This is a genomic window from Actinomyces johnsonii, assembly GCF_006546835.1.
In the GTDB taxonomy this organism is placed as follows: Bacteria; Actinomycetota; Actinomycetes; order Actinomycetales; family Actinomycetaceae; genus Actinomyces; species Actinomyces johnsonii.
In genome coordinates, this window is the sequence record NZ_VICB01000025.1 from 1 (window position 1) to 12967 (window position 12967).

General features: G+C 68.3%; 12 protein-coding genes. 7 read left to right on the top strand and 5 right to left on the bottom strand.

Going from position 1 to position 12967, the window contains the following annotated elements:
• Nucleotides 1-95 precede the first annotated feature (95 nt).
• The gene (locus FK256_RS13100) at nucleotides 96-1259 is read left to right on the top strand and encodes a YwiC-like family protein (RefSeq protein ID WP_211343582.1); all 1164 of its coding nucleotides are present in this window, start codon (nucleotides 96-98) and stop codon (nucleotides 1257-1259) included.
• A 59-nt stretch (nucleotides 1260-1318) separates the two neighbouring features.
• Here the strand turns inward: FK256_RS13100 and hisC are convergent, their stop codons facing one another.
• Nucleotides 1319-2434: a histidinol-phosphate transaminase gene (hisC, locus tag FK256_RS13105; RefSeq protein ID WP_141425047.1), complete on the bottom strand. Its 1116-nt coding sequence runs from the start codon at nucleotides 2432-2434 to the stop codon at nucleotides 1319-1321.
• Between the two features lie 46 nt (nucleotides 2435-2480).
• On the opposite strand from hisC, the gene FK256_RS13110 reads away from it, so the two are divergent.
• Nucleotides 2481-2888 (top strand): phage holin family protein, encoded by a 408-nt coding sequence (locus FK256_RS13110; protein ID WP_009234578.1) that lies wholly within the window; start codon nucleotides 2481-2483, stop codon nucleotides 2886-2888.
• A 95-nt stretch (nucleotides 2889-2983) separates the two neighbouring features.
• Here the strand turns inward: FK256_RS13110 and FK256_RS13115 are convergent, their stop codons facing one another.
• The 3 genes from FK256_RS13115 to FK256_RS13125 all read right to left on the bottom strand — a co-directional run bounded on the left by FK256_RS13115 (nucleotide 2984) and on the right by FK256_RS13125 (nucleotide 6571).
• Nucleotides 2984-5098: a hypothetical protein gene (locus FK256_RS13115; RefSeq protein ID WP_141425048.1), complete on the bottom strand. Its 2115-nt coding sequence runs from the start codon at nucleotides 5096-5098 to the stop codon at nucleotides 2984-2986.
• Nucleotides 5095-5322, bottom strand: coding sequence for a hypothetical protein (locus tag FK256_RS13120; protein ID WP_009234580.1), 228 nt, complete (start codon nucleotides 5320-5322; stop codon nucleotides 5095-5097). The genes FK256_RS13115 and FK256_RS13120 overlap by 4 nt, the downstream gene beginning before the upstream one ends.
• A 538-nt stretch (nucleotides 5323-5860) precedes the next feature.
• Nucleotides 5861-6571: a class I SAM-dependent methyltransferase gene (locus FK256_RS13125; protein WP_141425049.1), complete on the bottom strand. Its 711-nt coding sequence runs from the start codon at nucleotides 6569-6571 to the stop codon at nucleotides 5861-5863.
• A 506-nt stretch (nucleotides 6572-7077) separates the two neighbouring features.
• Here FK256_RS13125 and FK256_RS13130 point away from each other — a divergent pair.
• Entirely contained in the window at nucleotides 7078-7836 is a 759-nt protein-coding gene (locus FK256_RS13130) for a siderophore-interacting protein (RefSeq protein ID WP_021605593.1), read from the top strand.
• Nucleotides 7837-7914: 78 nt separating this feature from the next.
• Complete coding sequence (locus FK256_RS13135) at nucleotides 7915-8286, top strand: hypothetical protein (protein ID WP_075408047.1); 372 nt, start codon at nucleotides 7915-7917, stop codon at nucleotides 8284-8286.
• 137 nt (nucleotides 8287-8423) lie between these two features.
• Here FK256_RS13135 and FK256_RS13145 read toward each other — a convergent pair whose 3' ends face one another.
• A complete protein-coding gene (locus tag FK256_RS13145) occupies nucleotides 8424-8885 on the bottom strand; it encodes a GNAT family N-acetyltransferase (RefSeq protein ID WP_141425051.1) in 462 nt (153 codons plus the stop codon).
• 250 nt (nucleotides 8886-9135) lie between these two features.
• Between FK256_RS13145 and FK256_RS13150 the strand changes: the two genes are divergently transcribed.
• From FK256_RS13150 to FK256_RS13160, 3 genes are all read left to right on the top strand, one after another.
• Complete coding sequence (locus FK256_RS13150) at nucleotides 9136-9552, top strand: hypothetical protein (protein WP_141425052.1); 417 nt, start codon at nucleotides 9136-9138, stop codon at nucleotides 9550-9552.
• Nucleotides 9553-9557: 5 nt separating this feature from the next.
• The gene (purB, locus tag FK256_RS13155; RefSeq protein ID WP_141425053.1) at nucleotides 9558-11003 is read left to right on the top strand and encodes an adenylosuccinate lyase; all 1446 of its coding nucleotides are present in this window, start codon (nucleotides 9558-9560) and stop codon (nucleotides 11001-11003) included.
• A 185-nt stretch (nucleotides 11004-11188) separates the two neighbouring features.
• Entirely contained in the window at nucleotides 11189-12889 is a 1701-nt protein-coding gene (locus FK256_RS13160) for an RNA-binding domain-containing protein (protein WP_141425054.1), read from the top strand.
• Nucleotides 12890-12967: the final 78 nt, after the last annotated feature.

Genomic DNA, 12967 nt, shown 5'->3' on the forward strand with positions numbered 1-12967 from the left:
GAATCTTGCCCCGGCCGCGTGAGGACGGCGTGACGCTTTCGCCCGTGCAGAGCGTCCCCGGCCGCACGCGAGGGCGAACGACTAGGGTGACGGGTGTGAGCCAGTCCCGCCCGTCGAGGCCGTCCAAGCATCACGTCGAGCGCTCCCCTGCGTCCGCCAGCCACGCAGGGTCCTTCCCCGAGTCACCCGTGTCCTCTGCCTCGCCAGAACTCGTCGATTCCGCGGAGGGCTCCACATTCGCTCCGACCGGCTCGCCCGACGGCGCCGCCTCCCCGGCGTCGAAGGGCACCGCCGCGCCGCGCCGCGCCCCCTCCCAGCAGTCCCGGCCCGGCCCTCAGGACGACATCATGCTGGCCACTGGCAAGCCCCGGCAGACCGAGCGCCCCAAGCCCCCAACCCAGGAGCAGATCCGCCGCCAGCCCGGCCGTAAGGCCTGGGTCCCCAACCAGCACGGGGCCTGGTCGATGCTCGTGCTGCCTCCGATCGTCGGCTGGACCGTAGGTGGCTTCAGTTGGGTGAACCTCCTGTTCCTGCCGGCGTGGTGGGGCGGCTACCTCACCTACTGGTGCTGGTCGCAGTGGCTGCGCACCCGCTCGGCCCGCAAGCGCGCCCTCATTATGCTGCCGCTCCTGGTCTACACCGGCTGGACGGCCTCCCTGGCCCTCATCACCCTGCTCGTGGCGCCCTACCTCATCCAGTGGGCGGTGCCGCTGCTTCCCCTGTTCGCCATCGCACTGCACCAGGTGTGGCGCGGCCACGAGCGCTCGCTGATCTCGGGATTGTCGACGACGGCGGCCGCCTCCCTCATGGCGGCCGTCACCTACAGCCTGGCGGTGCGCGGGGACGGCGGGTTCTTGGGGCTGGGGACGCCGAGCGCCCCCTTGCCGGGAGCCTCCCCCAACGGCGCACTGACGGGCTGGTCATGGATGTGGCTGGTGACAGCACTGACCGCCGCTTACTTCTGCGGCACTGTGCCCTACATCAAGTCGATGATCCGCGAGCGCTTCAACTACGTGCTGCTGGCGGGCACGGTGGCGGCGCACTCGGCGGTGGCGGTGGCGACGATCTGGCTGGCGTCATCGGGAATGCTGCCGTGGGGACACGCCGTCTTGTGGGTGGTGCTGACCGTGCGCTCGCTGGTCATGCCGCTGTGGCAGTGGAGCCTGGTGCGCAGGCGCCACCGTCCGCTGCACCCGGGCACCATGGGCATCGTCGAGGTCGTCATGTGCCTCGTCTTCCTGGTGACCATCTCGGTCTGACAACTGGTCTGACAACTCGGTCTAAGTCCGACGGCGCCCCGACACCTGCGCAGCGGTCCTCAGCGGTCGAGCCAGGAGGCCGCAGCGGCCAGAACCCTCTCGTTGTCCGACGTCGTCCCGATCGAGATCCGCACGCCCTCACCGTCGAAGGGGCGCACAAGGATGCCGGCGGCGCGGAAGTGCTCGGCCAACGCCGTCGTCTCGTCGCCCACACCCAGCCAGAAGAAGTTGCCCTGGGCGTCGGGCACCTCCCAGCCCTGGGCGCGCAGGGCGGCCACCACCCTGTCGCGCTCGGCGGCGATGGTGGCCGAGCGCTCGGCGGTGCGGGCCAGCTCAGCCTCCCCCAACGCGGCTGCGGCAGCCGCCTGCGCGGGAAGGTTGACCCCGAAGGGCGTGGCCACGGAACGGATGGCGGCGGCCAGGCCCGGCTCGCACACGAGGTAGCCCACCCGCATCCCGGCCAGGGCGTGGGCCTTGGAGAAGGTCCGCGAAACCACGAGGTTGGGGGCCCCGGCCAGCAGGGTGAGGGCGTCTCCCGCCTCGGGGTCGGTGACGAAGTCGAGGTAGGCCTCGTCGATGAGGACGACGACATCGCGCGGCACCCCGGCCACGAGCTCGGCCAGCTCGCAGGCGGTCAGGATCGTCCCGGTGGGGTTGTTGGGGGTGCAGGCCATGACCACGCGGGTGCGGGGAGTGACGGCAGCCAGCATGGCGGGCACGTCGTGGCGCGCGTCGGGGGTCAGCGGGATGCGCACGGCCCTGGCTCCGGCGACGGCGACGCAGATCGGGTAGGCCTCGAAGGAGCGCCAGGGGATGACGACCTCGTCGCCGGGCCGGCAGACGGCGTCGAGCAAATGCTGGATGAGGGCGACCGACCCGTTGCCGACGACGACCTGCTCGCTTTCGACGCCCCACCGGCGGGCCAGCGCCTGCGTCAGCGACTCGCCCGTCATCTCCGGGTAGCGGTTGGCTCCGGTCGCGGCGCGGGTGATGGCCTCGACAACCGCGTCCTGAGGCGGGAAGGGCAGCTCATTGGAGGAGAGCTTGGCGATCTCCACCGGGCCCTCGGCATCGGGACGGGCCCCGGGCACGTAGGCGGGCAGGGCGGCGACGTCGGGGCGGATGCGAACCGTCGTCGATGTTTCGCCGGGCGCTGGAGTCGCTGCGGAAGTCATAGCCCCATCTTGGCACCGGTGCAGGCTCACTTGGCACAATGGGCCTATGGAGATCGTGGCACGAACTATCGGAAATGCAGCCGGCCTGTGGCTGGCCACGCGCCTCCTGTCCGGGCTGAGTGTGCCCGAGGGGGTGGGTACCGCTCAGATGTGGCTGAACCTGGCGATCCTGGGGCTGGTGCTGGCCCTGGTGAACTCGCTGGTCAAACCCGTGGCGAAGTTTCTGACGTTTCCCCTCTACATCGTCACCTTCGGGCTGTTCTCCCTGGTGGTCAACGGCGCGATGCTCTCGCTGACCGGCTGGCTGACCGACCATATCGGGGCATTGGGCGCAGGCGGCTCGGTGCCACTGGGGCTGGAGGTCTCCACCTTCGGTTCGGCGATCATCGGCTCGATCATCATCTCGGTGATCTCCTCGATCATCGCCGCGATGCTCGTGAGCCGCGAGGACTGAGGCCGTTCGCGGCCTCCGAGGCCTCAAGCCCGCCCGCCTCCTCTCCTCCCGCACGGTGCCTCGCCCCGGGCTCGTCTGGTCGTTCTCCCTCGGTTTCAGTGCTCTCCCGTCGGTTCGGCCGACGGCGTCGGCAGTTCGTAGGAGGAGGCCGACGACGGCGTCTTTCCCGGGTGGTCGGCGCCGTCGGTGTAGACCCCGTTGGAGTCGGTGTTGCGCTGGATCGCGAAGACGTGCTCGGTGGTGGTCGCCCCTTGCTCGCCGGCGCCCGAGACGCGGGAGAAGGAGGTGCTCCAGTCGGCCAGCTCAGGGGCCCTATCCTCCAGGCCCTCGGTGGTCTGCGCGTAGACGCTGGAGGCGTGTGGGTAGCCGTCCACATCCATCTGGTGGGTGTCGATCATGGCGACCTGGCGGTGGGGGCCGGTCGGCGTGGGGGCGGCATCGAGGCCCGGGACGGCGTCGCCGGTGTTCTCCAGGTGCAGGGCGTGGACCTCCTCGGGGATGTCGGCTCCCGCGGTGGGGGCCCCGGCGGTGAGGACCGTGGTGATGTTGTACCGGCTCTGGATCTCCGGGTCGGCCGCGATATTGGAGACGGTGATCCCGCCCTGCGAGTGGCCATAGAGGGCGACCTCGTCGCCCGACTGGATGCCGGCCTGGCGCATGGCGGTGACGACGGCGCTCTCCATGACCGTGGGGGTGCCGCCCACGCCCTCGAGGTTGGTGAGCAGGTCCTGCGGCTCGCCGTCGCCATTGGTCCAGTCGGTGGTGCCGGGGACGTAGACGACCCAGGAAACGCGGCCGTCGGCGTGCTCGACCCGCTGGATGGAGATGACGCCCGCCTCCTCGTAGCCCTCCCCCAGGGATCCCCTGGAGGCCTGCAGCTCCTGGCAGTGGAGGATCGTCTCGGAGATGTTCCGCGGGGGCTTGGACTCCTTGCCCTTGCCGGTCATTCCGGCCTGGACCGGGCTGCCCAGCCCCAGGGGATCCTTGGTGGCGGGCGGAAGCACGGTGGCTCCGCTGCCGCCCATCGGGGTGACCGTGATGCCGGTCTGGCGTCCATAGACCGTAGAGCCCAGCATCGCCGCGTTCAGCCCCAGGTACTTGGTGACGCGCTGCATGGGTGTGAGGCTCTTGGTGTCCACGGTCTGCGTCCCCACGGTCACCTGGGCGGGGAGGCGCTGCATCACCCAGGGGTCGAGGCGCTCGGAGACCTGCTTGAGGTAGGCCTCGATCGTGGCTGACTCCCGGCCGGTGCGGGCCTTCTGGAGCCAGAGCGTCAGCAGGACGAGCCGCGCGGCATCGTCCTTGACCCACTGGGCGGTGGCCGGGTCCAAGGCCAGGAGCTGAAAGGCCTCGAAGACCGCCTGTCCTCCCTCATTGTCCTTCAGCAGCGGGTATACCGGGCTGTTGGGAGCCAGAAGCAGCACCGATAGGCCGACGGCATCGGGGAACATGGTGGCGAAGGTGATCCCCAGTGCCTGGTGGACCAGGCCTCCGTCGAAGGCTCGGATGTCCACGGGCCCCACGAGGTCGGAGTCGGGGGTGGCGCCTCCGTCGGCGAGTGTGTGGGCCTGAGAACAGGCGGTGACATCGGAGGCGATGCCGCGCAGGGTGTCGGCGACGTCCTGGAGCGACCCGGCTCCGGTATTCAGGGCGTTCAGCGAACTGATGGCGGTATTGCGCTCCTGGTCGAGGGCCACGGCCTCGGAGTAGGACAGCGCGTTGAAGTGCACGGCCCCCGTTTCATCTGTTTCGTAGAGTTGGTCGGAGTACATCGATCGTGGAAGCCGCTCTCCGGCGACGCACTGCATTCCGTCGTCGTGCCACACCTCATTGCCATGGGGCTGCAGGTCATAGGAGCCGTATATCTTCGTTCCCGGGGGAAGAGGTGCTGAATTGACGTCGGAAATCGCGCAATCGATCCAGGATCTGGCGTCATCGAGTGAGCCGGCGGCGGAGTTCAGATCGGCGGACAACGTGTCCAGATCAGCTGTATTGACCGAGACGCTCCCACCATTCACCACCAGCGGGGCCGGCCCCTTCCATATGTGCCATGGATGCCCCGTATCCTCCGGTGCAGGTCCGTTGTATGGGGCAGTGGGAGCTGCGGGCGGGGCTGGGGCCGACTCGGACTTGGGCGCCTGCGTTGCATGAGAGTCCTGCGCCCATGCCGGGTAGGGGTTGTCGGAGCTTCTCGTGGATAGCGGGCTCATGACGGGCTCGTTCCACTCGATGAGCTGCGGGCGTCGATGACACCGACGTCGGAGAACGCCGTGTCATAGCGGCTCGCCAGCGCGCTCAGGAGCCCGGAGGCGTCGTCGAGCGCCAGTTGACAGGCGGTCGAGTCCGCGCCCACCCAGCTGGCGGGGACCGAGGCGGGAAACCGAGTGACTGCGGTGTCGTAGTCCGTCTTGGAAAGATACAACGAGAATGACATGACTCGACGTTAGAGCGCCCTCGGGACGGCCGCAGTGGCCGTGGGCGGCCCTGTGGATCAGCCCTGCTGATTGGCGCCTGTGGCCCCCCGGAAATCAAGCGCGAACAGGACGCCGAGAAACTCGCCGGCCTGCCCCAGGCCGGGACGCGCGCATCTGCTCAGTTCTGCTCGATAAAGGACTCGGCCCGCGGTCCGGTTCTCCGGACCGCGGGCCCAAGCCTCGCGAGGTCCTCCTGCTACCCGGCTTCCCATAAGGCCGGGGAGGCGGAACCTCCTTCGCCAGAACGTCCAGTCCGGGCTCCCTAAGACCCGTTCCAAACTCGGATACCTGTCAGTCAGCGGGCTCCCCAACCCTCGTGACCGGTTCCGTCCGGCGGCAGTAACTATGTAACCCACCGATCCTGAGCGGACCCCCCGAAAACTCCTATGAACATGCTGAGAAATAGGCGCTATCCCGCCATATTCACGTTGACTGCACCACACTCTGACCGTCGGCCGAATATTTCCAGCACTTTCCCGGGCCGGTTCTCGCTTTCCTTCAGGATGCCGGGGCTTCCGGCCTGCGCAGGCACACGACGGCGTCGGCCCGGCTGCCCTCCTGGCCGTCGGGTCCCGTCGCCTGTCGCCTGCGCTCCTCGGCGACGACGATCTCCCAACCGGTCGTCGCCCCGGCCAGGCCCTCAAGGAGCTCATCGGCCGTATAGGTCCGGGCGTGGTGGGTGTGCCAGGGCGGGTTGACGGCGTGGACGGCCGTGAGCAGGTGCCCGCCGGGGGCGACGCGAGCGGCGGCGTGGGACAGGAGGGCCACGAGGTCGAGGGAGCCCTCCTCGGGCCCGCCGTGAACGTAGAAGCTCGTCACCAGGTCGAATGGCCCCTCCGGCAGGCCGGCTCCGACGTCGTGCACCCGGCCGGTCACGCGCGAAGCGACTCCGAGGCGCTCGGCATGTCGGGTCAGGCGCCCGATGGCCGTGGCGGACAGATCCAACCCGGTCACCCGCCAGCCACGCTCGGCCAGCCACAGGACGTCCGCGCCCTCGCCGCAGCCGATCTCCAGGGCGCTCCCGGGCGACCAGTTAGCGGCGAGCTCGGGCAACCAGTCGTTGGGACACCCCGACCAGAGCTGCTCGACCGAGGCGTAGCGCTCCTCCCAGCGAGAGGCCCGGTTGTCGTCGTCGGGCTTGGGAGTATCGGTCTGCGGTCCGCAGGCCTGTGCGCCGGCGCATTGAGGGTGCTGGTGGGACTGCGTCATGGCGCGAGCCTACCGGCGCCGGCTCGGCCGGTAGGCTCACCCTGGCACTCATCCAGTGACCGGGCGAGGTCTGCGCCCCTGCACGTGGCGGCCCTGAAGCTGGAGAGGGTCCACCAAACACTGCGCATCCGCCCGGGCGCCCCACTCAGCGAGTTCGTACGGCAGTACCGGGACAAGAACAGGGAGTTCCACCGGGTCGGGGCGCTCACCCGCACCATGTGCCTGGCCGGCGTCGACCTGATCTCCGGCGCCGCGCGGCGCCGGCGGGTGGAGAACCCCTGGGACGACTGGGAAACCGGCAGGAGTGCCGAGCCCAAAGGGTCAAAGCAGCCGACGGCCCCCAGTCCTCTGGATCAGCCGGTCGCCGTCGTCGTTCTTCTAGCGTTTTCCCGACGTTTTCTGCCCGTCTCCGGGCGGGCGGCCTCAAGCGAACTGGCCTGTCCACCAGTTAAGGTTCCCCTGAACTCGGGAATCGAAAAACACAGCATCGGGAGGAGAACGCGCGGATGGCACGTGGAGGACGTGGATTCCAGGGCACGGTGCTCAAGGCACTGCGCGTACCGGAGCACAAGCTCACGGTCACCGGAGTGCGCGACCTCCCGCCCTACACGGAGCTGACCGTCCAGTGCCCGAGCCTTCTGGGCGCCGCCGGCCCCAAGCTGCCGCCCACCGCCTGGGTACGCATGTGGATTCCTCAGGGCGACCGCGAGTACCAGCGCGCCTATACACTCACCCGCATCGACCGGACCCGGGCCAGCGCCAGGATGCTGTTCCTGCACCATGAGCCGGCAGGGCCTGCGTCGCTGTGGTCGAGCCGCGTGAAACCGGGCGCCACGATCGCCGTTCAGGTCATGGGCGGCACCAGCTACCGCCCGCCGTCCCACGGTGATCGACTGCTCTTCGTGGGCGACCGAGCCTCCGCGCCGGCACTCGCCGACGCCGTGAACGCCGCCCCGACGGGCAGCCTGGCCACGGTCATCATGCTGGCGCCCGAGGTTGGCTACCTGCCCAGGGCCGAGCGCGACCATGACTTCGTCCGTCTGGACCCCGAGGTGTCCGAGGACAGGCTGCTGGCCGCCGTCGACCACGCCCTGTGGGAGGACACCGGGGATATCTCGCTCGACTGGATCTGGATCGCGTTGGAGAGCAGCGCCACCAAGGCGGTGCGGCGCCACCTGGTCGCCTCCGGCATGAGTCGGCGCAGCATCCAGCACCAGGCCTACTGGATCCGCGGCCGCGCCATGGGCGTGGCCGCGGAGACCTGACCCGAGGCGGCACTGGGCGAGGAGCGGACTTATCCTGGAGCCGTTCATCGTCGCGATCTGTTCACCGAGGTGCTCGACATGCGACTCATCAAGCCCGCCATTCTTGTCCTTGCCCTGACCGTCCTGGTCACCTCGATCGGGAACCTGTTTCTCGGGTGGCAGTTCAGCAGCCTGAATACATCGCTGTGCATGCTCCTGCTCGGCCTGGTTCTGCTGCAAGCCCAGACCTCAGATCCGGGCGAACGCAACCTGTCGCCGTCGGGAATCCGGTTGCTGGGGATCGCCGGACTCGTCCTCTCCGGGCTCGTTCTCGCGCGCGGCCTCTACCGGTCCGACGTCGTCGCGCTCCTCATCCTGCCCGCACTGGTTCTGCTGGGTTACGTCCTGGTGCGCAGCCTGAGGGACCGGCGGCCCCGTGAGGTCGCCGCAAGCAAGCCTTCACCTCGATAGGCCCTATCACCCGCCGGCCCCGGCCAACAGACTCCTCGACGAGGTCGATCGAGAACGTACTTCCGCCGCGAGGACTGCGTCTTCCCGCAGATGACTGGGGACGGACCGCAGTCATCTGCGGGAGAAGTACGTCGTCGTCAGGAATCGCAGTTCTCGGCACGTGCCGTTCGGGGGAGGGGCCGCCTCACGCATCGGTAGCGGCGGCGCCCCGGCCAGCGCGAGTCCGACGGCGCAGGACCGATATCGAAGTCGAGCGCCCGGTAGAAGCCGACAGCGTCGTCGTCGGTCTCGGCGACGACCGGCTCAGCCCCGCCAGCCAGGGCATCGACGAGCACCCGCCCAACCCCGCCGCCACGCAACTCCGGAGCCACGGCGATGTACTCCAGCACGACGCCATCGGGTCGAGACACGTAGGCAGCTACCGACGTGGGCGCACCCTGCAGACCCGTGCCCACGACCTCCATGAGTGCTAGCTCCTCAGCAATGATCCTGCGCAGCTCGACGACGGGCAGTCCCGCGGCCTCGCGCATAAGCGCCAGCATTTGCTCACTGGCAAGGTCTTCCCCCACCAGCCGTCTGACCGTCGGTCTCGTCGACATCCGCGCTCCCTCCGAGGGCTCGTGATCTCTGAGTGGCACAGCACCTATGGCATCACAGAGCCATTGCATTTTCGCTGGCCAGAGCTAATTTTAGGGATACAGGACCGACCTGCCGTGCAGGTTGACGGCAACCGGGCAGTACTCCCCATCAACGACGATGGGTGAATTATTGAAAGTACCATAAGAATCCGGCAGGATCTTGCCTGGTTTTACCGCTCCCCATCATCTCCGCCCCTACGAGGTCACTACCATGCGACTCCTCCCTCCAGTCGTCTTCACTCTCGCCACGACCGTCCTGGTTCTCACCGTCGGCGGCGGTCTCTTCGGCTGGGAAACCTCCCTCCTGACGCCCCTGAGTCTGTTGACGGTCAGTCTCATTCTCCTTCAGGCCCAGCACGTTCAGCGGGCCGAGCCGGCCCAGCCCATCCCGGGTCCCTCGGTCCTCGCTCTGAGCGTCATCGGCCTCGGGCTGGCGATCGCCCTGCTCGGCTACGGCTTCTACAACCACGACGCCGCTGCCGCCGTCAACCTGCCGGCGGCCGGTGTTCTGCTCTACGTCATCATCAGCCAGTACGCCCGCCGCCAGCGCAAGCCCGCCCCGCAGACCGTCTTCGTGACCACCCCGGAGGCTCCCCTCGCAGAGATCGGCAACAGCCTGCCACAATAAGTGGCATGGTCGATCTCTCCACCGTCTCCCCCGCCATTGCCCTGGGCCCCCTGGACGGCCGCTACCGCGCCGTCGCGGCCCCATTGGTCAACCACCTCTCCGAAGCCGCCCTCAACCGGGCCCGCCTGCAGGTCGAGGTCGAGTGGCTCATCCACCTCACCGACGGCGGCATCCTGCCCGGCGCCCCCCGTCTGAGCGAATCGGAGAGGGCCTACCTGCGCGGCGTCGTCGAGGACTTCGGGGCCGAAGAGATCGCCGAGCTCGGCGCCATCGAGGCAGAGACCCGCCACGACGTCAAGGCCGTCGAGTACCTGCTCAAGCGGCGTCTGGCCGCGGCCGCACAGTCCCCCAGCGTCGTCGGCGCCGACGGCGGCCCCACCGTGCTGCCCACGGTCGGCGAGATCGTCCACATCTTCTGCACCAGCGAGGACATCAACAACCTCTCCTACGCCCTGACCATCCGCGCCGCCATCGAGCAGGTGTGGCTGCCGGCCGCCCGCGGCCTGGTCGAGGACCTGGCCGCCATGGCCCACGAGTACGCCGACGCCGCCATGCTGGCGCGCACGCACGGCCAGCCGGCCACCCCCACCACGCTCGGCAAGGAGCTGGCGGTCCTGGCACATCGCCTGCGCCGTCAGGTGCGCCGTGTCGAGGCCACCGAGTACCTGGGCAAGATTAACGGCGCCACCGGCACTTTCGGCGCGCACGTCGTCTCCGTTCCGGGCGCCGATTGGCAGGCGGTGGGCCGCGGCTTCGTCGAGCACCTGGGGCTGACCTGGAACCCGCTGACCACTCAGATAGAGTCCCACGACTGGCAGGCCGAGCTCTACTCCGACGTCGCCCGCTTCAACCGGATCGCCCACAACCTGGCCACCGACGTGTGGACCTACATCTCGCTGGGCTACTTCCACCAGCGCCTGAGCGCGCAGGGCTCCACCGGCTCATCGACCATGCCGCACAAGGTCAACCCGATCCGCTTCGAGAACGGGGAGGCCAACCTGGAGATCTCCTGCTCGCTGCTGGACACGCTGGCCACCACGCTCGTCACCTCCCGCCTCCAGCGCGATCTCACCGACTCCACCACGCAGCGCAACGTGGGGGTGGCCCTGGGGCACTCGCTGCTGGCCGTGGACAACATCCGTCGGGGCTTGGCCGGGCTCGACGTCGACCGCGCTCGCCTGGAGGAGGACCTGGAGGCGACCTGGGAGGTGCTCGGCGAGCCCGTCCAGCAGGCCATGCGGGCGGCCGCCGTCGCCGGGGCCACCGGCATGGCCGACCCCTACGAGCGCCTCAAGGAGCTCACCCGTGGCAAGAAGGTCACGCCCGAGGGGATGCGCGAGTTCATCTCCGGGCTCGGCATGCCCGACGACGTCGAGGCGCGACTGCTCGCCCTGACGCCCGCCACCTACACGGGCCTGGCCGCCAAGCTCGTCGCCCACCTGGACGACTGAGGGGCCGTCAGCCGTCCGGTCGACGGCCCCGGAGCCGCCGGCCGGCATCCCCTTCATGGACACATGACGTCCTTCATCGACACTCATGATCACTCATGGACACTTACGAACCCTTCATCGACACCTCATAGACACTTTATGCACACTCTGGAGCCCTTCATCGACATTTCATGTACAATCGACACGTGATTGTCGATCTGACTGACCTCACGGAAGCCCTCGCGCGTTTGGCGCTGGAGGGCGGCGACTGCCTTGAGATCGAGGCGAAGACGTTCTCCGAGTACTCCCGCAGCGCCCTCGGTCCCACACTGTCGGCCTTCGCGAATCTTCCTGGAGGCGGCACCATCCTCCTAGGCGTCAGCGAGGACCCGGTTTCCGTCGTCGGAGTCCAGGACCCGCACAAGCTCCAGCAGACCCTCATCTCACAGGCCCGTCAGGGCTTCTCCACCGAGATCGCTGTCGATACGCACGCCATCGCCATTGAAGGCAAGACCGTCATCGCCGCCAACGTTCAGGAAGCTCCCGTCAACAGCAAGCCATGCCGGTGGAAGGAGACGGGGGCGGCGTACCTCCGCCAGTACGACGGCGACTACCGCATGTCGCAGCAGGAGGAGCAGCAGCTCCTTCTGCGCCACCAACGTCCCCGGCAGGACTCCGTTGCCGTTCCCGGCACCTCCGTGGACAGCCTCGACAAGGCTCTGGTTCAGCGCTTTCTCCGAGCGGTTCGCACCGGCTCCACCGCGCTCAGCGGCCAGTCGGATACGGAGGTCCTCCTCAACTTGAACATCCTCACCGAGGACGGAGAGGCGACCCGGGCAGGGCTGTACGCGCTGGGCCGTTATCCGCAGAGGCAGTTCCCCGGCCTGTCCATCACAGCCGCCGTCACCGACGCGAACGACGCAGTCAGGGCAACGGATCGACTCACGATCGCCGGCCCCCTGCCGCAGATGCTCACCGACGCCGTCGACTGGGTCGCACGCACCACACAGACACGCATCCGATTCGGGGATGACGGACATGGTCGCGATGATCATGAGTTCCCACTCATCGCGGTTCGTGAGCTCATCGCCAACGCTCTCGTCCACCGAGACCTCTCCGAGCCCGCGCTCTCGAAAGGGATTGAGATTCGTCTGCTGCACGACCGCCTCACCATCTCCAGCCCAGGTGGTCTGTGGGGGCTGAGCGTGGATCAGCTCGGTACACGCGACGGGAAGTCTGCGGTCAACGAGCACCTCTACACCATCTGCACCTTCGCCACGGACTACGAGGGACGGCGCGTGATCGAAGGCTTGGGCTCCGGTATTCGGGAGGTCCGGCGCGCCCTGCTAGAGGCGGACATGGAGCCCGTTCGCTTTCAGGACACCGGCGTGCGCTTCACTGCTCTGCTCCCCCGAAGCGCCCTCCTCTCACTCGAGGATCTCACCTGGCTGTCCGATCTTGAAGCCCACGGCCTCGGCGTCGAGCAACGCCACGCACTGGTCGAGATGCGGCACGGAAAGTCATGGACGAACTCCTCCTATCGCTATCGCTTCGGCTGCGACTCCCAGCAGGCCCGTCGTCAGCTCCAGGAGCTGGTGAACCGGGGCTACGCCGAGGCCCGGGGACAACGCGGCTCCACCTCCTACGTCCTGGCCTCCGACGGCGCCCGGCCGGCTTCCGGCGCCACAGACATCACTGTTCCCGCAGAGATCTCCGCCCTGACCACCAATGCGCCCGCCGTCTGGACCAGTCTTGAGGCCGGGCCGCGCACGCGCCAACAGATCGTCGAGGCCACACGCCTGTCCCCACGCCAGGTGACGTACGCGCTCAAACATCTCGAGGAGGCCGGATTCGTTCAGAAGGACGGCCGTCGGGGTGACACCACCACCACGTACCACCGCGCCTGATGGGCTCGCCCGCCGAGCTCGTCGCCCACCTGCCCGACGACAGCCCCTTCATGAACACCTCATATACACTCCAGAGCC

What these genes read in the sequence shown, in the direction of transcription:
- hisC (WP_141425047.1), bottom strand. Translation starts at nt 2,434, where the DNA reads ATGACTTCCGCAGCGACTCCAGCGCCCGGCGAAACATCGACGACGGTT.
- FK256_RS13110 (WP_009234578.1), top strand. Translation starts at nt 2,481, where the DNA reads ATGGAGATCGTGGCACGAACTATCGGAAATGCAGCCGGCCTGTGGCTG.
- FK256_RS13115 (WP_141425048.1), bottom strand. Translation starts at nt 5,098, where the DNA reads ATGAGCCCGCTATCCACGAGAAGCTCCGACAACCCCTACCCGGCATGG.
- FK256_RS13120 (WP_009234580.1), bottom strand. Translation starts at nt 5,322, where the DNA reads ATGTCATTCTCGTTGTATCTTTCCAAGACGGACTACGACACCGCAGTC.
- FK256_RS13125 (WP_141425049.1), bottom strand. Translation starts at nt 6,571, where the DNA reads ATGACGCAGTCCCACCAGCACCCTCAATGCGCCGGCGCACAGGCCTGC.
- FK256_RS13130 (WP_021605593.1), top strand. Translation starts at nt 7,078, where the DNA reads ATGGCACGTGGAGGACGTGGATTCCAGGGCACGGTGCTCAAGGCACTG.
- FK256_RS13135 (WP_075408047.1), top strand. Translation starts at nt 7,915, where the DNA reads ATGCGACTCATCAAGCCCGCCATTCTTGTCCTTGCCCTGACCGTCCTG.
- FK256_RS13145 (WP_141425051.1), bottom strand. Translation starts at nt 8,885, where the DNA reads ATGTCGACGAGACCGACGGTCAGACGGCTGGTGGGGGAAGACCTTGCC.
- FK256_RS13150 (WP_141425052.1), top strand. Translation starts at nt 9,136, where the DNA reads ATGCGACTCCTCCCTCCAGTCGTCTTCACTCTCGCCACGACCGTCCTG.
- purB (WP_141425053.1), top strand. Translation starts at nt 9,558, where the DNA reads ATGGTCGATCTCTCCACCGTCTCCCCCGCCATTGCCCTGGGCCCCCTG.